The organism is Haloarchaeobius amylolyticus, assembly GCF_042678045.1.
Classification (GTDB): domain Archaea; phylum Halobacteriota; class Halobacteria; order Halobacteriales; family Natrialbaceae; genus Natrinema; species Natrinema amylolyticus_A.
On the sequence record NZ_JBHUDI010000011.1, the window covers coordinates 377,270 to 395,923 of the forward strand.

An 18,654-nucleotide genomic window follows, 5' to 3' on the forward strand; every position below is an offset into this window, starting at 1 on the left:
GGCAGCGACGACTGTTAAGGGCTGCGACCCGGGTACCGGCGGCGTTCCGATAGCGTCGAGCGCCCGTCGGAACGCACCTCTCAGATTCGTCCCACGAGGCGTCTGGTAACGCCCCGAAGCGACTGCGTCACCGCCGCCGGATGGGGCAACCCGAGGCGGTACCGGACTCGATCCTGTCGCTTGAACGGCTCGAACACCACGGGTTCCTCGAGTTCCCAGATCCGCGCCTGGCTGTGTGCCCCGTGTCGGTCGACGATCGCGTTGGTCGCACGGCGGCCGGCTTCGTTCGCCGACTCCATCGAGGCCAGGTCGGAGTTCGTTCGCACGTAGTCACTCGCCAGCGTCAGGTTCCGGACACCGACGTCGGCCGGCGGTCGGTTCTGCAACGACCCGACGGTGTTGATCAGCAACGGCGAGCGGTTCTCGACGCGGTCGGTGACGGCGTCATCGGCTGCCCGTTGTGTCTCCGGTGCACCGCCGGTCTCGACGATCGCTGGATCGAGAAACCAGTCGACGAGCAGCTCGTCGGTCAGGCGCTCTCCGGCCGCGTTCAGATGTGTTTTCAGTTGTACCCAGATCTCCTCGGCGATCTCCTCGCGCGTACACGCCCTGGCCGGCTTTCCATACAGAATTCCTGGCGAGTCCCAGTCGGAGGCGATCACCGAGAGAACGCCCGCGACATCCTCAGAACCGTGCGTCTCGAGGTCGTAGCCGGTCCAGAACTCGCGCTGGGCGATCGAGGTCAGTGCCCACGGTGCGTCGGCATAGACCTGGTGGCCCCGCGGCAGGTCGACGGGCTTGGAGAGGTAAAACTGGATGCCGTTCATCCAGGCTGTGTCCAGTCGCTCGATGCGACCCAGTTCCGGCGCGAGTCGCTCCAGTGCCGGCGTGACGAACGTGGGGGCGGCCTCGACTGGCACGGCCAGAACGTACTCGTCTGCGCTGACGGTCTCGCCGTCGGCCAGGACGGCGCCGGTGACGTGGGTCCTGTCCGATTCGAGTCGCTGGACCGGAGTGTTCGAACGGCACGTGACGCCGAGCGATTCGAGGTGGCGCACCCAGGGGTCGATCCAGGCCTCGTTCGTCGGCGCGTTCAGGACGCGCTCGGTCGGCCGGGTCGGGTCGAGCTGGCCGAGCAGCAGTTGCAGGTAGATCGTGCCGATCGTCCGGGCACTCCCGACCTGTGGTCGGAGGGCGACCAGCGCCTGGGTGGTGTTGGCGACTTGATCGCGAAACGCCTGCGAGCGGTTCTCGGCGTCGATGAACTCCCACCAGGAGGTGTTGTCGAGCTCGCCCTCCCGTCGATCTTCACAGGCAGTCAGCAGGTACAGCAGTCGCTCGAGTAAGAAGCGAACGTCCTCGCGTGGCAAGTCCTCGGCGAACGCTGGACGAAACGCCTCGAGCCAGCCCTGTACCGAGTCGGGCGTGCGCGTTTCGGCGATTCGACCCGGCCCCGTCGTGGTCGCGATCAGCGTCGCCTCGGTCTCGACGAGGTTGTCCGCGACGGTGCCGTCACCGTCCGGGATCCGTTCCATCGTGTCGATGACGTGGCGGTAGAACGCCGGGAAGAACCGGAAGCCGTGTTCGCCCTGCAGCGCGTCGGGGTCGTCGTCGATCGGCATCGACCGGGCCTTCCCGCCGAAGCGGTCGTTCGCTTCGAGGACGGTCACGTCGAAGCCGCGGTCGGCAAGTTCGTGGGCCGCGGTCAGGCCGCCGATTCCGCCACCGATCACGGCAACGTCTGTCATTGCAATTACGTGCGTGAGCTGTCCACATAACCGGTGCCCCTAACCACGAACGACTCATACGGTCTCCTGTCAGTCAGTGCCGGCACAACCGCGACTGTCCTGCGGGCCCACGGGTATATCGTGACAGCAAACCGTATCACTGCCCGTCACTATTGAGTGCGCTGCCCACGATGGATCGAGTATGCGACTGTTCGTCAGCGTCGACCTCCCGGACGACTTCGCCGAGCCGGTCGCCGACCTGCAAGCCGAGTTCGCCGAGGCCAGCGGGCTCAAGTTCACGGACCCCGAGCAGGCCCATATCACGATGAAGTTCCTCGGTGATACCGACGAGGACCGTGTTCCCGACCTCGAGCGCGAACTCGAGGCAGCCGTCGACGATGCCGGTGTCGATCCCTTTACCGTTCGCTACGGCGGCCTCGGTGTTTTTCCGAGTCTCGAGTACATCAGTGTCCTCTGGCTGGGCGTCGAACAGGGTGGCGAGCAACTCGCCACGCTCCACGAATCGATCGAAGCGCGGACGACCGACCTTGGCTTCGACCCCGAATCACACGATTTCACGCCCCACGTCACGCTCGCGCGAATGGAACATGCCGGCGGGAAGGAACTGGTCCAGGAGCTCGTCGAAGAGCGCGATCCGACGATCGGCGAGGCCCGTGTCGACGAGGTTTGCCTGACCGAAAGCACCCTCACCGAGGAGGGACCGGTCTATTCCACAGTCGCGTCGTTCCCGCTCGAGTCTAGTACCAATTGAAACGGTTGCCACACCGACGTAGGGCCGTCGTGCGATCGGGTGTGCGTTGACTTTCAGCTGTTATTAGAAGGTCTGTCGTCCGACGGTTGCGCGGGCGGCGATCGGGTCTCGAACGGTCGCTGTAGCCCGTCTATACGGAATATAATCACGAAATACAGAACAAGGAATAATGGTATGGTGCCATGTATCGGCGGTGGCCCATGGCGCCCGGGTCCGACGAGTCCCCGTCGAACGCACGCAGCTGGCGGCACGTCTCACGCCGCGAAGCCCTCCGCGATACCGTCGCCGCCGTCGGTGGCGCAGCCCTCGTCTCGCCGGCCGGTGCGTCGAAGACGACTGCTGTCGATCACGGCGGCGACGCAGTCGTTCGCGTTCGCGTTCACCCCGGTGCTGTGCCGCTTCAGGCGCGGTTGTGGTATGGCTCCGGACTCGATGCGGTGCGTCGCGACTGGCCGGCCCCCTTCCGCGACGCGCTGGCGGCCGTCGAGGCGGCGTTCGAGCAGGTGGTTGCATACGCCCGCGAGCAATCCCGGCTCGAGTCCCTCGAGATCGCCGTCGAGCGCGGGCGCCCGATTCGGTTTCCGCCATCGACGTCGCTGTCGCCCGACGCCGTGCTTCCGTCGCTCGAGGGGCTCCTCGAGCGCTTTCGCGAGCGGTTGCGCGCTCACGATGCGCTCGCCGGCGACACCAGCCACGTGCTGTTACACTGGTCGCCGCTGAACTATCGCGTCGGCTACGGCGGGACGCTGTCGCCACGTTCGCTGATCGGCGCGGGTGACGACGGCGACGCACAGACGGTCGTCAACGTCGGCGCGACGGAACGCTGGGACTCGCGAGCCGTGACACGGAACATGGCGATCCACGAGACGATCCATACGTTCCTCTCGGAATCCGTCGTCGAGGAGGTCGGCGGGACACGCTGTGAACACGACCTCGGAACGGCGATCCGAACGGATACGAATACCCTGGAGATCTCGCCGATCGCTACCGCCTACGCCAGCCCGGATCGGATCGGGGCCGGCACCCGCTTTCAGGGCACCGGCTGTTACGATCACGATCTGTTCTCGCGCCACGACGGCACCGACGACGTCGACACCTGGACGTATACGACCACCCTCAGTGACGCCACCTGCGAGGCCATCATGCGCCACCTCGAGCGCCGCTTCGAGGCCTGAAACCTTACGGCGGCCCTCGTCCCTGCAAGATGGACAAGATTTTAAGCCAGCGTGGGCTACGTCCGGCCACTATGGGTAAAAAATCGAAGGGCAAGAAGAAGCGGCTTGCCAAACTCGAGAACCAGAACAGCCGGGTGCCGGCCTGGGTCATGATGAAGACCGACATGGACGTCCAGCGCAACCCGAAGCGACGCCACTGGCGGCGAAACGACACTGACGAATAACGATGAGTGCAAGTGATTTCGAGGAACGCGTCGTAACCGTTCCGCTGCGTGATGTCAAGAAGGGTGCCAACCACGAGGCCGCCGACTACGCGATGCGGCTGGTCCGCGAACACCTCGCGAAACACTTCGCGGTCGACGAAGACGCCATCCGGCTGGACCCCTCGATCAACGAGACGGTCTGGGCGAACGGCCGATCCAACCCGCCGCGAAAGCTGCGCGTCCGCGCAGCCCGCTTCGACGAAGAGGGTGAAGCCGTCGTCGAAGCCGAGGTCGCCGACTAAACTTGCAACGCCTCGCCTTCGCCGGGTCGGCCTACGTCGGCGTCTTCGCCCGCGCGACCGACTCGTGCGTACTCGTTCGCCACGACGTCGACGACGATGTCGTCGCCGACCTGACCGACGAACTCGAGGTGCCCGCGATCACGACGACCGTCGGCGGCTCCTCGACGGTCGGCGCGCTAGCGACGGGTAACGAAAACGGCCTGCTCGTCAGTTCTCGCGTCCTCGAGTACGAACGCGAGACGCTCGAGGAGGCAGTCGACGTTCCCGTCGCCGAGCTGCCGGGCACCATCAACGCCGCCGGGAACGTCGTCCTCGCGAACGACTACGGGGCCTACGTCCATCCGGACCTGCCCCGTGAGGCGGTCCAAATCGTCGAAGACACGCTCGCGGTACCCGTCGAACGCGGCGACCTCGCTGGCGTCCGTACCGTCGGCACCGCCGCTGTCGCGAACAACACCGGCGTGCTCTGCCATCCGAAGGCGACCGACGCGGAACTCGACGCGCTCGAGGCGGCCTTAGACGTGCGAGCCGACGTCGGCACGGTCAACTACGGCGCGCCGCTGGTCGGTTCGGGCCTGATCGCCAACGACGCCGGCTACGTCGTCGGTGAGGACACGACCGGCCCCGAGTTGGGTCGAATCGAGGACGCACTCGGATATCTCGACTGATACGGCCTGCTGTTCCGAGGTGACCGGCGGGCCCGCAGGGCGGTCGCGGGTCCACCGGCACTGACTGACAGGAGTCCGTCTGAACCGATCGGTTCTGGACTCGAGTCCGGTCTCGGCCGGTGTCGCTCTCTTATTGGCGTTCGAACCGGTGTAACACGACCTCGCTGTCGTCGTCCCACTCGAAGTTCTCGTGGGCGCGCTCGAGTAAGCGCTCGTAGGCCGCGAGGTCCTCCATCCCTTCGGCCCGTGCGTCCGCGTCGGTCAGCTCGCCGAGCGTGCGCTCTCGAACCGCGGTCACCTCGAAAGTCGTCCCGTCGATGGTGAACGTATCGCCTTCTTCGGCGTACTGGTTGCCGCGGTGGATCTGTGTGACCTCGCCCTCGAGAACCTGCGTTTGCATTCGCTCGCTGGGCAACAACTCACCGGGGTCGAGTTCGCTCATGGCTGCGGATTCGGGCCGATGCGGTAAAATCGTTGACCCTCCATCGGTGGGCACTCCGCAGTTGCCGTCGGTTCGGTATCCCTTCGTGTCGGTTCCGAACGGCCGAACCGGAAGGGAAGATTCTTCCGACTGCCTGCCGGAGGGATAGCCATGAGTCAATTTACGGTCAGTGGACGGTTCAAGAGCCGCGACGGCTACGCGCCGTTCGAGACGAGCATCGAGGCCGAAAACGAGAACGTCGCCCGCGAACACACGCTCTCCCAGCTCGGGAGCCAGCACGGACTCAAGCGGACCGAGATCGAACTCGACGAGGTATCCGAACAATGAGCCAGCAGCAACTTCAGCAGCTATCCCAGCAGCTTCAGGAGATCGAAGAACAGATCGAAGGCCTCCAGACGAACGTCGAGGCCGTCCAGCAGGAGAAAACCAACGTTGACGAGGCGATCGAAGCCATCGAGACGCTCGAGACCGGCTCGACCGTCCAGATGCCGCTTGGCGGCGGCGCGTACCTCCGTACGACCATCGAGAACATCGACGAAGTGATCGTCGAACTCGGTGCTGACTACGCCGCGGAGTTCGAGGAAGACGACGCCGTCGACGCCCTCGAGAACAAGAAAGAGCGTCTCGACGAGCAGATCGACGAGCTCAACGAGGAGATCGCCGAACTCGAGACCGAGAGCAGCGAACTCGAACAGCAGGCCCAGCAGCTCCAGCAGCAGGCGATGCAACAGCAGATGCAGCAGATGGGACAGGGCCAGGGCCCCGACGAGTAACGCGGCGGTCCTACCTCGATACCTATGTTCGATAACCTGAAGGAGAAGCTCGGAAGCTTCCGCGAAAGCGCCGAAGAGGCCGCTGAAGAGAACGTCGAGGACGTCGACGAAGCAGATCTCGAGGAGGAAGAACTCGAGACCGTCGAATCGGAGGCGGACACCGACGTTGCGGAAGCCACCGATACTACCCCCGAACCGGCGGCCGATGAGACGGCCGAACTGGCGGCAGGCACGGCCGAGACGGAAACGGAATCGGAGCCGGAACCGGAACCAGAGTCGATCGAGTCCGCACCTGGGGATGCGGCTGGGTCTGCAGAGCAGGAGCCGGCGACCGATTCCACTCCCGACCGCCGCGAGGCCGACGACGCTGATTCGGTCTCGGAGACGGCTGCCGACGAACCCGCTCCAACGGCCGACTCCGACGAGGAATCGGCTGGCGATGAAGACGATGTCGACGACGACACCGGCGGTGGGTTCGGCCTCGGTGCCAAAGCGCGATCCCTTCTCAACGGCTCCAACGGCGACGCCGATGACGACGCGGAGTCGGACGGAGAGACACCCGACGAGGAAGCGACAGCACCGTCGCCCGAGTCATCGACCGAGACGGCCGCCGATCGAGCTCCGACAGTCGATGAGGACGAGCAGACCATCGACACGGATACCGGAGACGAACGTCCCGCGGACGACGCCGATGCTGGCCGCGGAACCGGCTTCGGTGCAAAGGCCAAATCCCTCGTCAAAGGGAAGTTCGTCATCGAGGAGGAGGACCTCGAGGGCCCCTTGCACGAACTCGAGATGGCGTTGCTCTCGAGCGACGTTGAGATGGGCGTCGCCGAGGAGATCCTCGACAACATCCGCGACGAGCTGGTCGGCGAGACACGGACGTTTACGACCTCGACCGGCGAGGTCGTCGAGGAAGCGCTGCACGATGCGATCTACGACGTGATCAGCGTCGGGCAGTTCGATTTCAACGAGCGGATCGCCATCGAGGACAAGCCCGTGACGATCGTTTTCACCGGCGTTAACGGCGTCGGCAAGACGACGACGATCGCCAAACTGAGTCGCTACTTCGAGGAGCGCGGCTACTCGACGGTGATGGCCAACGGCGACACCTACCGTGCCGGGGCCAACGAGCAGATCCAGGAGCACGCTGACGCCCTCGATACGAAGTGTATCAGCCACGAACAGGGCGGCGATCCCGCGGCGGTGCTGTACGACGCCGTCGAGTACGCCGAGGCCAACGATATCGACATCGTGCTGGGCGATACGGCGGGTCGGCTCCACACCGACGAGGGGCTGATGGACCAACTCGAGAAGATCGATCGCGTCGTCGGACCGGACATGACGCTGTTCGTCGACGAGGCAGTCGCCGGGCAGGACGCGGTCAACCGCGCCCGCGAGTTCAACGACGCCGCCGAGATCGATGGCGCGATCCTGACGAAAGCCGATGCCGACTCCAACGGCGGGGCGGCGATTTCGATCGCACACGTCACCGGAAAGCCGATCCTGTTCCTCGGTGTCGGGCAGGGCTACGACGACTTGGAGCGGTTCGACCCCGAAGAGATGGTTGACCGGCTCCTGGCCGACGAGTAGCTCGCCGACTGGGGATCGTCGTATCGGTTTCTCGGTTGAACACTCTTCCAGAAGACACTTATTGTGAGTCTGAAACATTAGTGTATGCACCGCCCTCGCTCTCGACGTGCGCTCCTTACGTCGGCGGCGGCGACGGTGGCGGTTGCGACGGGCGGTTTCGAGTACGCATCGAACGCCACGGACACACCGCCACTCGAGTCCGGGACCGTCTCCCCCGACTGGTACGAGTGCAGTTCGGTCACGCGTCCAGAGCCCACTGCACCGGCCGATGACGATGCGCTCGCACCTGAACCGTATCCGGCGCCGCCGTCGGCGATCGGTCCCGCCGCGGCTCACAACCGGACGACCGGCTCGACGTCGATGGTCGACAGGACGGTTGCGTACGTCACCGAGTTCGAGCGCGCGTATCGGCGGAACGCGTTTCTCGCCCAGTACGGTGTGACGACGCGGACGTTCGAGCTTCGTCGAACGGACTACAGAACGAGGACGCTCGGCTCGTCACCGGATCCGAACGCGATCATGGTAGCGATCCTCTACGACCTGCGGATGGGGACCCGACAGTCAGCCACCGGTCCACGTGACCAGTGGGACGTCCACACCGTCTACTACGTCGACGAGCACGTCGTTCTCCGGGCACTATACAACGGCGTCGCCGACGAACTGCAGTTCGAACCCGATCCGCGAACACAGGGCGACCTCGTCGCCTGTTTCGACTGACTGCCGGCGGACTCAGCTCCTGGGTCGATCACATGCGAGTCGCCGTCGCCGCTGGTCAGCGTACAACCCGATCCGGCGGTGGTCGACGGAACGCTCCCGCGTTCACGGTTCCGATTGCCGCTATCGTTGACGGCACTCTCGCCGGGCTCGAGGCAAATGATCCGTTCCGGCCTGTCGTGGTATTTCCTGCTCCCGGCTGTCGCTACCGGACTGATTGTTGCGGTAATACTCTCTGGTGTATCCGACCACTCCCATGATTCGCCGAGTTGCGGGAGTGTATACGGATGGGTGGCATCATCTGTCGCATGACGATAGTTCACAAGTGTGCGATCGCTCGAGAACGCCCTGACTCGCTCGATGACGGTAGTTACCGTCGTGGAACCGCGAGCGCAATCGAACCGACGCGACCCGAGGTGTGGTTCGTATGAACACGGTCGAGAAGCACAAACAGGAGAAACATCCGCTCGAGGTCATCGACGACGTCTACGAGTACGCCGCAGACGGGCTCTCGTTCGAGGAGATCGAAGCGCGCGCTGGCGACGGCGAGTGGGAGCGCCTGAAGTGGGCCGGTATGTACGCCCAGAAGCAGGCGGGGTACTTCATGATCCGGACCAAGGTGCCGGGCGGGAAGCTCACCCCCGCGCAGGCCGAGGTCATCGGCGAGTGCGCCGACGACTACGCGACCGCCCCTGCGGAGTACGGCGGTGAAGAGCAGAACGAACTCTGGGGTGACGCCTACCTCGATATCACGACCCGACAGGACATCCAGAAACACTGGATCCGGATCGAAGACGTCCCCGAGCTATGGGACCGCTACGACGAGGTTGGCCTGACGACGGTCCAGGGCTGTGGCGACTCCGCCCGGAACGTGCTTGGCTGTCCGGCGGCCGGGCTCGATAACCACGAGTGTTTCAACGCCCAGCCGGTCATCGACGCCGTCTCGGACTTTTTCACCGAGAACCGCGAGTACGCGAACCTCCCGCGGAAGTTCAAGCTCACGATCACGGGCTGTGCCCACGACTGTGCGCAGTCCCAGATCAACGACGTCGGGCTCGTCCCGGCGAAGAAGACGATCGACGTCTCCGGCGAAGCCGGAGGCTCGCCGGACTCGTCTGACGGTGGTCAACAGCTCTACGGTTTCCACGCCCGCGTCGGTGGCGGTCTCTCCGACGGCCCACGGATGAGTTCGGCGCTCGATGTCTTCATCAAACCCGAAGACGCCGTCGAGTTCTGCCGTGCCGTCGCCCAGACGTTCAAAGAGCTGGGCGATCGGAACAACCGCGGCGTCTGCCGCATGCGCTATCTCGTCGAACAGCTCGGGCCGGAGACGTTCGAGCAAGCGGTTCGCGACCGCTGTACCGTCGAACTTCCCGAGGCTGGCCAGGGCCTGACTGTCGGCTACCAGGGCGACCACGTCGGCGTCCACGAGCAGAAACAGGACGGGCTCAACTACGTCGGCTTCAACGTTATCGCCGGCCGCATGGGCGGCGACGAGTTCGCGCAAGCGGCTCGCGCCGCGAAGCAGTACGGCACCGACGATGTCTCCGTGCGGCTGGCGACCGACCAGAACTTCCTGATCACCCACATCCCCGAGGAGAACGTCGACGACCTCCTGGCAGAGCCGTTCGCCCAGGAGTACAGCCCCGATCCGGGGCCGTTCGCCCGCGGTGCCGTGGGCTGTACGGGCAACGAGTTCTGTAACTACGCCATCATCGAGACCAAGAAACGGACCAAGCGCTGGGCCCGCGAACTCGACGAGCGCATCGACGTGCCCGACGACATCGAGGCCATCCGGATGCACATGTCCGGCTGCTCGGCCTCGTGTGCCCAGCCCCAGATCGCCGACATCGGCTTCCGCGGCGAGACCGTCAAGCTCGACGATGATGATCGTCCCAACGACGAGGGAGACAATCTCGTCGAGGGGATGGACGTCGGACTCGGCGGCTCGCTGGGAGCAGACAACGAGTTCCTCGACTGGGTCGAGAGTGCCGTGCCTGCCGATGCCGTAATCCCAGCGCTCGAGCAGCTGTTCGAGGCCTACTCGGCGGACCGCGACGAGGGCGAGACGTTCTACGAGTGGTGTCGCGACGTCGACAACGACCAGCTTCGGTCGATCATGCAAGGGGCCGACGCGCCGGTCGCACGGGGTGTTGCCCATGGGGACTGACCGCGAGGCCTCGAGTAAGCGAGCGGGAGATGCGGGGACCGAGCAGCGCGAGGTCCCCGGTGAAGCGAGCGATGTAACCGCGAGCGAGAAGCGACACGCGAGCCGTGACGGCGACGACGAGCGCGCGTTTCCCCACGTTCCGGAGTCGGACGACGATGACGACGCGGTCATCGTCCCCGATGCCGACGGCGGCGCGTCACGTTCCCGAGAGCACGCGGACCACGCTCGAGCGGGCACGATCCGAGCCGACGGAAGCAATGTCGACGAGACGAGTACCGATAGTTGCTCGCCGGACACCTGCACCTGTGGCGAGAAAACGCAGGCCGAGCCGACGGCGGACCAGCCCGTCGCCACCGACGGGGGTGACGCGAACGCAGTGAGCGGATCCTCGCCAGCGCTTTACTCTGACGGTGCGGGCGTCGCCAACGTCGACGAGATGGGCGACCTCGGCGACCTCGAGTTCACCGAGCCCGCCGAAGCCGTCAGTCAGGACGTCTACGACGACGCGCCGGATACCCGCGTCGGCGTTCCCGAGGGCGTCGATCTGGATACACCGGCGTACTCCATCCGGTCGGAAATGAACGACATCGAAACGCCGGACGAGAAGACGTGGTTCATGGAACTCGACGAGGCAGTTATCGACGAGGGTCGGTGTATCCAGTGTGGGACCTGTGTCGCCGCCTGTCCCTCGGACTCGATCGGTATCGGCGACGACGACCTCCCGAAGCTGGTCAAGATGTGCACCGGCTGTTCGCTGTGCTGGGACTTCTGTCCCCGCGGCGGGCTGCGGTACGAACGCCAGTGGAAGATCACCGGCGGCGAGGACAACGTCAAGGGCGCGGGCGACCCGATCACGGAGTTCTCCGCGACGGTCGAGGACGACTGGACCGCCAACGCACAGGACGGCGGCGTCGTCACCGGCATCCTCGCGACGCTGCTCGAGGCGGGCGAGATCGACGGTGCGCTGATCGCCACCGAGAGCGACGAGGAGCCCTGGAAGGCCGAGAGCTACCTCGCGACGACGACTGCGGACCTCATCGAGAACGCCGGCACCGTCTACAACCAGACGCTGGCGCTTGGCAACCTCGATCTGAAACAGTGGGAGCACAAGCTCCCCGACAAGGACTGGGACGACCTCTCGCTGGCCATCGTCGGAACGCCCTGCGAGATCGAGGGCATCCGCGCCTTACAGGACTTCGAGTGGGATTATCAGGCACAAAACGAGGGAGTTCGCGCGGTCGACTATACGATCGCGCTGATGTGTACGAAGAACTTCAACTACTACAGCCTCATGGGCGAGCAACTCGAGGAAAAGCGGGACGTTTCGCCGGCCGAGATCGGCAAAATGGACGTCCTCCATGGCAAGCTGCTGGTCTACGACCACGACGGCGAGCTGATCGTCGAGGAGGACATCGAAAACTTCCACGACGCCGCTCTCAAGGGCTGTGACGAGTGTGCCGACTTCACCGGCTTCTGTGCGGACATCACAGTCGGCTCCGTCGGCTCCAGCGACGAGTACTCGAGCGTCATCGTCCGCACCGAGCAGGGAATGGCAGCGTGGGAGCTCACCGAGCCGAAGCTTGAGTATCACGACCTGGAGGACAAGAGCGCCGTCGGCAAGCTCCAAGGCTGGGACAAGAAAAAGGCCTTCGAGAGTCTCGAGCGCCCCTTCGACCCCGACGCGCCGCGGTTCATCGACTACACCGACCACGCCGAGAACTACGGTACCGAGGTGAACCCCCACGACCAGGGGCACTGATACGATCTGCTGTCCTGATGTCCCGGTGGGACCACAGTACGGTCGCGGTCCCACCGGCACCCACTGATAGGAATCCGTATGAGTCCGGACCCGTCCGCGATCCGTTTTTCCGCCTCGTCGACTTTTCTGTCGTTCGATATCAATGATCGGCAACTACAGCCTGCGTGCGCACGGCATAGCATCACGTGGTTTCTCCTGTGAGGATCATTCGAGTAACATGGATGATCCCGGTAGTTCGATCCCCGACAGCGACTTAGTTCGTGTCGAGTACCGCTACGACGACACGCCGCCCAGCATCGCCATTGTGAGGGCCATCGCTGCTCTCGAAGACGTCGATCCGATGGAATCATCGGCGGATCTCGGGATCGTCCTCTACGACCAAATCGATCCGGAGGCACTCGACAATTTCGTCGCCGCAACGACCGATAGAGCGACTGTTTCCGTCGATCTGGTGCTTCGCAACGACCGGCAGTATACCGTGCAGATACGGGATACCGGGTGGATATGCGTGCAAGTGCCCCGCTGAACGGGAGCCGGCCGTAACGAACCGCGCGCGTCGAAACACGATCGAGTGTCCACGGACTGCTGTCCGACAGTATACACGACGGGCTTCGTGCTCGTCGAGTACGGATTCAGATCACCACACCGGACCGCAAGATCGCAATCAGAACGGTCAACACCGGGATCGACAGAAGCGTCGTGATGAAGACGCACGTCGAGACGTACTCGGAGACGAGCACCCCATCGGAGCGGGCGCTGCCCGCGAACTCGATGACGAGAATGAGCGGTGTCACCGCGGCCGGCATAGCGGTCTCGAGGACGAACACGCGCGCGACGGTCGGGTCCTGAAAGCCCAGTGCGAGCGCGATCCCGAGGCCGACGACGGGCGCGACGCCCATCTTGAGCGCCGTCGCGGGCCAGGCCCGCGAGACCGCGGCGGCGGTGTCGGTGCGCGCGAGCTGGATGCCGAGAATGAGCAACATCAGCGGGATCGAGGCGTCGCCGACGAGCTGGAGCGTCTCCATCGCCGCGGTCTCGGCGGGCGGTACGAGATCGAGCGCCCGTGCAAGCAGTGCTGCGATGACGGCGTAGACCAGCGGAATGTAGAACACCCGGCGGACGCCAGCGAGCCCGGCCGACCCGCTGCTCCGGGAGGCGACGTAGACGCCGAGGGTGTACATCAGCACGGACTGGACCGAGAGAAAGAGGACGGCCGTCTGGCGGCCGACCTCGCCGAACGCGAAGTCGGAGACGGGAATGCCGAGGTTCCCCGAGTTACAGAAGATCGCGACCAGCACCAGCGCGCTCAGCGCCGGCTCGCGTTCGCCGACGCCGCGGCCGACGAGTTCGGCGATCCCCCACATCACTGCAGTAAAGATACCGATGCCGATCGTGACCCGTAGGAGCGTCGCCGCCTCGAGTTCGGTGACGGCGAGGCTGTGAAACACCAGCGCGGGTGCCAGCACGTAGACGACGGCCGTGTTCAACGGTTCCGGGTCGATCTCTTTGACGGTCGCCAGCACGTAGCCGACGGCCGCGATGGCGACGATCGGCCCGATCGCGGACGCGAAGATGCCAAGCAGTCCGGCCATCAGTCGGCGCTCGACCGTGCGCGAGGACGTTCGACTCGAGCGGCGCTCTCCCGAGCGGCGATTGGTTGCTGCATTCGCAGCCTGTTACTCTCCGCGCCTGATATGGAAGTTGCGATCGGCGCGAAGCGCCCGTGTACAGCAGACCGTATCACGCAGGACGCGCGATCAGGATCTCCGCCGGCCAGACGTATCCTCGGCGGCGTCGTTCCCGTCGCTCGATTTCGAACCCACCTTCCGCGAGCGCCTGACGGGCGTATATCGGACGGCAACCGATACGGTCGTAGCCCGGGAGGTGTTCGAACAGCCACTCGTACACCCGGACGAACGGATCGTCCTCGACGCCGGATCGCTCCATCGTTACGACACCGAGCCGACCGTCGGCAGCGAGAACACGAGCACATTCGGCGACGACAGTCTCGATCTCGACCGGACTGAACAACTCGAGCGTGTCCTCGACCAAAACGGCGTCGACGCTGTCGGCCGGAACCGGCAGCGCCCGGGCGTCACCGAGGAGGAGCCCGATTCGGTCCGCCTGGTCCGACTGCTCGACGTGACGGCGAGCACGGTCTAGCATCCCTGGCGCGGCGTCGAGTCCCAGCACGTAGCCATCCGGACCGACACGTGCGGCGAGTGCACCCAGCGCGTGTCCGGGTCCACAGCCGATTTCGAGGACGATCGCGCCGGCACCGAGCTCGAGACGCTCGATCGCACGGCGTCGGGTTCCCGTGTCGACGTGGGTGATCACCCAATCGTACGGCGTCGCTATCCGGTCGTAGACCTCCACGATCGCGTCGTTCGACACCCTCGCGCTCGCCGGGGCGCTCATAGTACCGTATCGACGTCCACCTCTTTACACAGCGGGGTTGGACGACTCGATGAGTGGCCACACTCTGGACTCCGTCCCCAAAGCGATCGCTGGCGCAGTGGCGTACCGGCAGGAGACCGGAGCGAGATCGAGTCGCTCGTCCGTGTCGCCCGATCGCCCGCGTCCGTTTCCGACGGTTCAGGCGGACAGCGACTGGGACTCGCTGCGTCGAACGAGGAGGACACCGTCGATCTGCCTTGACCGATCAACAGCCCAGTCGGTCCGCCAGCTCCGCGAGTCCCTCGGTGATCAGATCCGGTTCCGCGCCGAAGGGTTCCCATGGCGTCGATTTTCGGTCGAGCCAGGCCCCTTGCATGCCGGCGTGGATCGCCCCCTGCACGTCGAACCACAGCGCCGAGACGTGGACGAGTTCGTCGATCGGCGTCCCTGTGCGGCCGGCGGCGTGGCGGTAGAGGTCCGGCTCGGGTTTGAACGTCTCGAGTTCGTCGGCACTGATCGTGTCGACGACGAGATCCTCGATTCCGGCGTGGTCGACCATCGAGTCGAGCATCTCCGGGTTGCCGTTCGAGAGGACGTAGGTGTCGTAGCCGGCCTCGTGGAGCCGTTCGATGCTCTCCCGGACGTCGTCGAAGACCTCAAGCTCGTGGTACACTTCGAGGATTTCCTCGCGGTCGTCGGCGGGAACGTCGAGTCCGTGGGCCGCGAGCGCGTAGGCGAGCGCGTCCCGGTTGATCTCGTAGAACGTCTCGTAGTTCTCGAGGTGGTTCGCGACGAGCGTGTACTGCATCGAGCGCTCTCGCCACGTCTGCGAAACCGGTGCCGGGTCGTCGATGTCGGTGTGTTCCGTGAGCGCGGCTGCGGTCGCATCGACGTCGACGAGTGTGCTGTAGGAGTCAAACGTGACCGTCGTAACGCGGTCAGGATCGAATGCCATGGCTGGCAATATGTCGAAGAGTATCAAGAACGTTGGCCGTTCGTTCCGTCGGCGAGCCGGTCGAACTAGAGTCCGATCGATGGACCGACCGAAGCCGCTTAGTACGACCACCGACTGATATCCCTCATGAATCCTTCGGACTGGCGGACCTACCTCGTCACGCAGGCGTCGCTGTCGGGTGATCGGACGACCCCGGAGATCGTTCGTGCGGCCATCGACGGCGGAATCGACGCCGTCCAGTTGCGCGAAAAGGAGACGAGTGCCCGCTCGCGGCACGAACTCGGCCACGAACTGCGCGAACTTACGGCCGAGGCGGGCGTCGACCTGATCGTCAACGATCGACTCGATATCGCACAGGTGATCGACGCCGACGGCGTTCACGTCGGCCAGTCCGACCTGCCGGTCGGCGTCGCTCGGGATCTGCTCGGCCCGGATGCGATCGTCGGTTGCTCGACGGCGACGGTCGCTGAGGCTCGCAACGCGGAAGCCGAGGGGGCGGACTATCTCGGCGTCGGGGCGATCTACGGCACTTCCTCGAAGGACGTCGACGACGGCAAGGACGGCGTCGGCCCGGCGCGGATCGCCGCGATCGCCGACGCGGTTTCGATCCCGGTCGTCGGAATCGGCGGGATCACGGCTGATAACGCCGCTCCCGTTGTCGATGCGGGGACCGCCGGCGTCGCCGTCATCAGTGAGATTACGGCAGCCACAGATCCCGAGGCCGCGACCGAATCACTCGTCGCCGCTGCCGAAACGACGAAGTCCGTTGCTACCAGAGAACATAGTCAATGAGTGTTACCGACATCGACGCCACGACCCTTGTCGACTCAGTTCGAACGGTTCGAGAGACGCAACCGCTCGTCCAGTCGCTGACCAACACGGTGACGATCAACGACGTCGCGAACGTGACTCTCCATTGGGGTGGGCTGCCGGTGATGGCTGATTCGCCGGGCGACGCCGGCGAAATGACCGACCTCGCGAGCGCCCTCCTGATAAACACTGGCCAGATCCCCGACGACCGTGTCGAGGCGATGCACGAAGCCGGCCGGAAAGCTAACGAACGCGGCATTCCGGTCGTCCTCGACCCGGTCGGCGTCGGATCGACGCCCTCACGCGAGGCGGTCGCCGAAAGCCTCCTCTCGGAGATCGATTTCACCGCGATCAAGGGCAACTACGGCGAGATAGCCGCCTTCACGGGCGTCGAAGCCGAAGTCAAGGGCGTCGAGTCCGCCGGCGACTACGAGGAGATCGAGCGGACGGCCCGCTCGCTCGCCGAGTCGACCGACGCACTCGTCGTCGCCTCGGGCGTTGACGACATCGTCGCGGACGCCGACGGTGCCGTCCGCCTCGCTGCCGGCCACGAAATGCTCGGCGAAGTCGTCGGCACCGGCTGTATGCTCGGCGTGACCATCGCGACCTTCTGTGGCGCGCTCGAGGATGCCCATACCGCCGCCGTCCACGGCACCCTCGCCTTTGGCCTCGCCGGCGAGCGCGCGGCCGAGATGGGGAACGCAGGGCCAGGCAGCTATCGGACGAACTTCCGCGATGCCGTCGCCGACATGACGGCCGACACCGTCGCCGACCTCGACCTCGAGGACCAGCTCGAGCAGGTACTCTGAACTCGAGTGTCCGGTCTCTCGTTCGGGTGGCGTTCCCTCGAGCCGACAGGTATTGAAACCGTTTTGACACCCCCAGACGAACAACTTCGTATGGCCCGAGACGAACTCGAAAACGCAGCTGAATCGATCAGACAGGCAGCCGACGCCGCGTCCGACGACGAGGCACGAGACCGGCTGCAGAACCAGGCGATAAAGTTCGACGACTACGCCGATGCCGACCGCGGACCGGACCACGGTCAGCTCGCACGCCACGAACACATCCTGAACGACATCGCGGACGACGAGGGTGGCGACGTCGCGTCGAATCTCGAGGACGCGCTCGCGTCGATCAGCGCGTTCCGAGAAACGGTCGAGGGCGTGTAAGCGCTCGAGCAGGCTCGTTTTCGCTCACTGTAGCGGTCGATACGACGGTTCGAAAACGGAAGCCGGCACGCAGGGCAGTCATACGGACTCCTGTCAGTCAGTGCCGGTACACCCGCGACCCGTCCTGTGAGTGCACCGGTCGCTCGTGACAGCAGACCGTATCAGCAGACCGGCTTCGGGTTCGCGCCCATTGCCTCGAGCGACTCGACGTACTCGTCGTAGGCGGCTTCGATCGCGCCCGCTGCGGCTTCCTCGGCGCGGTCCCAGTCGTCGTCGGCCTCACATACCGTTTCGAGCAACGACTTCGCGCGCTCGAGTTGCTCGTCTAGATCGTCGCCGAACTCGCGGAACAGGCTGGCGGTCTGTGGGTCGGCGTCACCGACGAAGTAGCCGACGACCTGGTTTTTCGACCGCTGGCTCGCGAGGATGCGGCCGACGAGCGCGCCGACGCGCTCGACGGTGTCGTCGCACTCGCGCAGGTACTCGTGGAGTTGTGGCGTCTCTTGCGGGTCGTAGTCGTCGGCAGCGAGTTTCTCCTCGACGGTCTCGTAGTGGTTCTGTTCTTCCTCGGCTGTCGTCTCGAAGGCTGTCTGTGCCTCGTCGGTGGGCTCGTCGTCGGCCCACCCCTGGAACGTCTGCCAGGCGGCGTACTCGGCGTCGGCGGTCGCCTCGAGGACCGGCTCGGTGTCGATGTCGCCGCCGGTGTCGGCGTACAGCGACTTCGAGGAGCCGAGTCGCGAGAGCGCGGTCTGGTTGTCCTCGCTGACGGTCTCGACGAACGCGTCCGGATCGGTCATGGGAACGCCTTCGACCGGCCGCGAGTTATGTCTATCGTGACCGTATTCTGCTCGACGACTGTGACAGTCGGCCGTGGGGCTGTCGATGTCGCAAACGGCGGGTGGCACAAGTGCCGACGCAACCACGTGGACACTGCCCGTGGCCGGGCAGGCACGAACAAGAGCGGTTGCGTCGATTCGGTTCGGTCAGTGTCGCGGGACAGCGGCTGCCGGCTGCTGTCGTCG

At 64.9% G+C, this 18,654-nt stretch carries 21 protein-coding genes; 15 read left to right on the forward strand and 6 right to left on the reverse strand.

Features of this window, described 5'->3' with window-relative positions:
• Positions 1-80: 80 nt before the first annotated feature.
• Positions 81-1,748, reverse strand: coding sequence for a hydroxysqualene dehydroxylase (locus ACFR99_RS17935; RefSeq protein ID WP_390290346.1), 1,668 nt, complete (start codon positions 1,746-1,748; stop codon positions 81-83).
• A 181-nt stretch (positions 1,749-1,929) separates the two neighbouring features.
• Here ACFR99_RS17935 and thpR point away from each other — a divergent pair, with 181 nt between their 5' ends.
• The 5 genes from thpR to ACFR99_RS17960 all read left to right on the forward strand — a co-directional run bounded on the left by thpR (position 1,930) and on the right by ACFR99_RS17960 (position 4,847).
• Positions 1,930-2,499, forward strand: coding sequence for an RNA 2',3'-cyclic phosphodiesterase (gene thpR, locus ACFR99_RS17940; RefSeq protein ID WP_390290349.1), 570 nt, complete (start codon positions 1,930-1,932; stop codon positions 2,497-2,499).
• 200 nt (positions 2,500-2,699) lie between these two features.
• Positions 2,700-3,674 carry a hypothetical protein gene (locus ACFR99_RS17945; RefSeq protein ID WP_390290352.1) on the forward strand — a complete coding sequence of 325 codons (975 nt, stop codon included), beginning with the start codon at positions 2,700-2,702 and terminating at the stop codon, positions 3,672-3,674.
• Positions 3,675-3,745: 71 nt separating this feature from the next.
• Positions 3,746-3,898, forward strand: coding sequence for a 50S ribosomal protein L39e (locus tag ACFR99_RS17950; protein WP_008013763.1), 153 nt, complete (start codon positions 3,746-3,748; stop codon positions 3,896-3,898).
• A 2-nt stretch (positions 3,899-3,900) separates the two neighbouring features.
• The gene (locus ACFR99_RS17955) at positions 3,901-4,179 is read left to right on the forward strand and encodes a 50S ribosomal protein L31e (protein ID WP_226004956.1); all 279 of its coding nucleotides are present in this window, start codon (positions 3,901-3,903) and stop codon (positions 4,177-4,179) included.
• Positions 4,180-4,181: 2 nt separating this feature from the next.
• A complete protein-coding gene (locus tag ACFR99_RS17960) occupies positions 4,182-4,847 on the forward strand; it encodes a translation initiation factor IF-6 (protein ID WP_390290356.1) in 666 nt (221 codons plus the stop codon).
• Positions 4,848-4,977: 130 nt separating this feature from the next.
• On the opposite strand, the gene ACFR99_RS17965 is transcribed toward ACFR99_RS17960, so the two are convergent.
• Positions 4,978-5,289: an ASCH domain-containing protein gene (locus tag ACFR99_RS17965; RefSeq protein WP_390290359.1), complete on the reverse strand. Its 312-nt coding sequence runs from the start codon at positions 5,287-5,289 to the stop codon at positions 4,978-4,980.
• 150 nt (positions 5,290-5,439) lie between these two features.
• Here ACFR99_RS17965 and rpl18a point away from each other — a divergent pair, with 150 nt between their 5' ends.
• The 7 genes from rpl18a (at position 5,440) to ACFR99_RS18000 (ending at position 12,824) form a co-directional block, all read left to right on the forward strand.
• A complete protein-coding gene (rpl18a, locus tag ACFR99_RS17970) occupies positions 5,440-5,616 on the forward strand; it encodes a 50S ribosomal protein L18Ae (RefSeq protein WP_390290362.1) in 177 nt (58 codons plus the stop codon).
• Complete coding sequence (gene pfdA / locus ACFR99_RS17975) at positions 5,613-6,062, forward strand: prefoldin subunit alpha (protein WP_390290365.1); 450 nt, start codon at positions 5,613-5,615, stop codon at positions 6,060-6,062. The genes rpl18a and pfdA overlap by 4 nt, the downstream gene beginning before the upstream one ends.
• A gap of 24 nt (positions 6,063-6,086) precedes the next feature.
• Positions 6,087-7,655, forward strand: coding sequence for a signal recognition particle-docking protein FtsY (gene ftsY / locus ACFR99_RS17980; protein ID WP_390290368.1), 1,569 nt, complete (start codon positions 6,087-6,089; stop codon positions 7,653-7,655).
• Positions 7,656-7,739: 84 nt separating this feature from the next.
• Entirely contained in the window at positions 7,740-8,372 is a 633-nt protein-coding gene (locus ACFR99_RS17985) for a hypothetical protein (protein ID WP_390290371.1), read from the forward strand.
• Positions 8,373-8,796: 424 nt separating this feature from the next.
• Positions 8,797-10,539 (forward strand): nitrite/sulfite reductase, encoded by a 1,743-nt coding sequence (locus tag ACFR99_RS17990; RefSeq protein WP_390290373.1) that lies wholly within the window; start codon positions 8,797-8,799, stop codon positions 10,537-10,539.
• Positions 10,529-12,298 carry a Coenzyme F420 hydrogenase/dehydrogenase, beta subunit C-terminal domain gene (locus ACFR99_RS17995; RefSeq protein ID WP_390290376.1) on the forward strand — a complete coding sequence of 590 codons (1,770 nt, stop codon included), beginning with the start codon at positions 10,529-10,531 and terminating at the stop codon, positions 12,296-12,298. Before ACFR99_RS17990 ends, ACFR99_RS17995 begins: the two co-directional genes overlap by 11 nt.
• Before the next feature lie 142 nt (positions 12,299-12,440).
• Positions 12,441-12,824, forward strand: a complete 384-nt coding sequence (locus tag ACFR99_RS18000; protein WP_390290379.1) for a HalOD1 output domain-containing protein — start codon at positions 12,441-12,443, stop codon at positions 12,822-12,824.
• A gap of 106 nt (positions 12,825-12,930) precedes the next feature.
• Here ACFR99_RS18000 and ACFR99_RS18005 read toward each other — a convergent pair whose 3' ends face one another.
• The 3 genes from ACFR99_RS18005 to ACFR99_RS18015 form a co-directional block, all read right to left on the reverse strand.
• The gene (locus tag ACFR99_RS18005) at positions 12,931-13,890 is read right to left on the reverse strand and encodes an AEC family transporter (protein WP_390290382.1); all 960 of its coding nucleotides are present in this window, start codon (positions 13,888-13,890) and stop codon (positions 12,931-12,933) included.
• A gap of 148 nt (positions 13,891-14,038) precedes the next feature.
• Positions 14,039-14,716 carry a class I SAM-dependent methyltransferase gene (locus ACFR99_RS18010; protein ID WP_390290385.1) on the reverse strand — a complete coding sequence of 226 codons (678 nt, stop codon included), beginning with the start codon at positions 14,714-14,716 and terminating at the stop codon, positions 14,039-14,041.
• A 244-nt stretch (positions 14,717-14,960) separates the two neighbouring features.
• Positions 14,961-15,650 carry a haloacid dehalogenase type II gene (locus tag ACFR99_RS18015; RefSeq protein WP_390290388.1) on the reverse strand — a complete coding sequence of 230 codons (690 nt, stop codon included), beginning with the start codon at positions 15,648-15,650 and terminating at the stop codon, positions 14,961-14,963.
• Positions 15,651-15,776: 126 nt separating this feature from the next.
• Between ACFR99_RS18015 and thiE the strand changes: the two genes are divergently transcribed.
• From thiE to ACFR99_RS18030, 3 genes are all read left to right on the forward strand, one after another.
• Positions 15,777-16,442, forward strand: a complete 666-nt coding sequence (gene thiE / locus ACFR99_RS18020; RefSeq protein WP_390290391.1) for a thiamine phosphate synthase — start codon at positions 15,777-15,779, stop codon at positions 16,440-16,442.
• Positions 16,439-17,269 (forward strand): hydroxyethylthiazole kinase, encoded by an 831-nt coding sequence (gene thiM, locus ACFR99_RS18025; protein ID WP_390290394.1) that lies wholly within the window; start codon positions 16,439-16,441, stop codon positions 17,267-17,269. The genes thiE and thiM overlap by 4 nt, the downstream gene beginning before the upstream one ends.
• A gap of 90 nt (positions 17,270-17,359) precedes the next feature.
• On the forward strand, positions 17,360-17,632 hold the full coding sequence (locus tag ACFR99_RS18030) for a DUF7553 family protein (protein WP_390290397.1): 273 nt from the start codon (positions 17,360-17,362) through the stop codon (positions 17,630-17,632).
• 161 nt (positions 17,633-17,793) lie between these two features.
• Here ACFR99_RS18030 and ACFR99_RS18035 read toward each other — a convergent pair whose 3' ends face one another.
• The gene (locus ACFR99_RS18035; RefSeq protein ID WP_390290400.1) at positions 17,794-18,429 is read right to left on the reverse strand and encodes a rubrerythrin family protein; all 636 of its coding nucleotides are present in this window, start codon (positions 18,427-18,429) and stop codon (positions 17,794-17,796) included.
• Positions 18,430-18,654: the final 225 nt, after the last annotated feature.

Coding starts and splice junctions, on each gene's coding strand:
- ACFR99_RS17935 (WP_390290346.1), bottom strand. CDS start 1,748: ATGACAGACGTTGCCGTGATCGGTGGCGGAATCGGCGGCCTGACCGCG.
- thpR (WP_390290349.1), top strand. CDS start 1,930: ATGCGACTGTTCGTCAGCGTCGACCTCCCGGACGACTTCGCCGAGCCG.
- ACFR99_RS17945 (WP_390290352.1), top strand. CDS start 2,700: ATGGCGCCCGGGTCCGACGAGTCCCCGTCGAACGCACGCAGCTGGCGG.
- ACFR99_RS17950 (WP_008013763.1), top strand. CDS start 3,746: ATGGGTAAAAAATCGAAGGGCAAGAAGAAGCGGCTTGCCAAACTCGAG.
- ACFR99_RS17955 (WP_226004956.1), top strand. CDS start 3,901: ATGAGTGCAAGTGATTTCGAGGAACGCGTCGTAACCGTTCCGCTGCGT.
- ACFR99_RS17965 (WP_390290359.1), bottom strand. CDS start 5,289: ATGAGCGAACTCGACCCCGGTGAGTTGTTGCCCAGCGAGCGAATGCAA.
- rpl18a (WP_390290362.1), top strand. CDS start 5,440: ATGAGTCAATTTACGGTCAGTGGACGGTTCAAGAGCCGCGACGGCTAC.
- pfdA (WP_390290365.1), top strand. CDS start 5,613: ATGAGCCAGCAGCAACTTCAGCAGCTATCCCAGCAGCTTCAGGAGATC.
- ftsY (WP_390290368.1), top strand. CDS start 6,087: ATGTTCGATAACCTGAAGGAGAAGCTCGGAAGCTTCCGCGAAAGCGCC.
- ACFR99_RS17985 (WP_390290371.1), top strand. CDS start 7,740: ATGCACCGCCCTCGCTCTCGACGTGCGCTCCTTACGTCGGCGGCGGCG.
- ACFR99_RS17990 (WP_390290373.1), top strand. CDS start 8,797: ATGAACACGGTCGAGAAGCACAAACAGGAGAAACATCCGCTCGAGGTC.
- ACFR99_RS17995 (WP_390290376.1), top strand. CDS start 10,529: ATGGGGACTGACCGCGAGGCCTCGAGTAAGCGAGCGGGAGATGCGGGG.
- ACFR99_RS18000 (WP_390290379.1), top strand. CDS start 12,441: ATGATCGGCAACTACAGCCTGCGTGCGCACGGCATAGCATCACGTGGT.
- ACFR99_RS18005 (WP_390290382.1), bottom strand. CDS start 13,890: ATGGCCGGACTGCTTGGCATCTTCGCGTCCGCGATCGGGCCGATCGTC.
- ACFR99_RS18010 (WP_390290385.1), bottom strand. CDS start 14,716: ATGAGCGCCCCGGCGAGCGCGAGGGTGTCGAACGACGCGATCGTGGAG.
- ACFR99_RS18015 (WP_390290388.1), bottom strand. CDS start 15,650: ATGGCATTCGATCCTGACCGCGTTACGACGGTCACGTTTGACTCCTAC.
- thiE (WP_390290391.1), top strand. CDS start 15,777: ATGAATCCTTCGGACTGGCGGACCTACCTCGTCACGCAGGCGTCGCTG.
- thiM (WP_390290394.1), top strand. CDS start 16,439: ATGAGTGTTACCGACATCGACGCCACGACCCTTGTCGACTCAGTTCGA.
- ACFR99_RS18030 (WP_390290397.1), top strand. CDS start 17,360: ATGGCCCGAGACGAACTCGAAAACGCAGCTGAATCGATCAGACAGGCA.
- ACFR99_RS18035 (WP_390290400.1), bottom strand. CDS start 18,429: ATGACCGATCCGGACGCGTTCGTCGAGACCGTCAGCGAGGACAACCAG.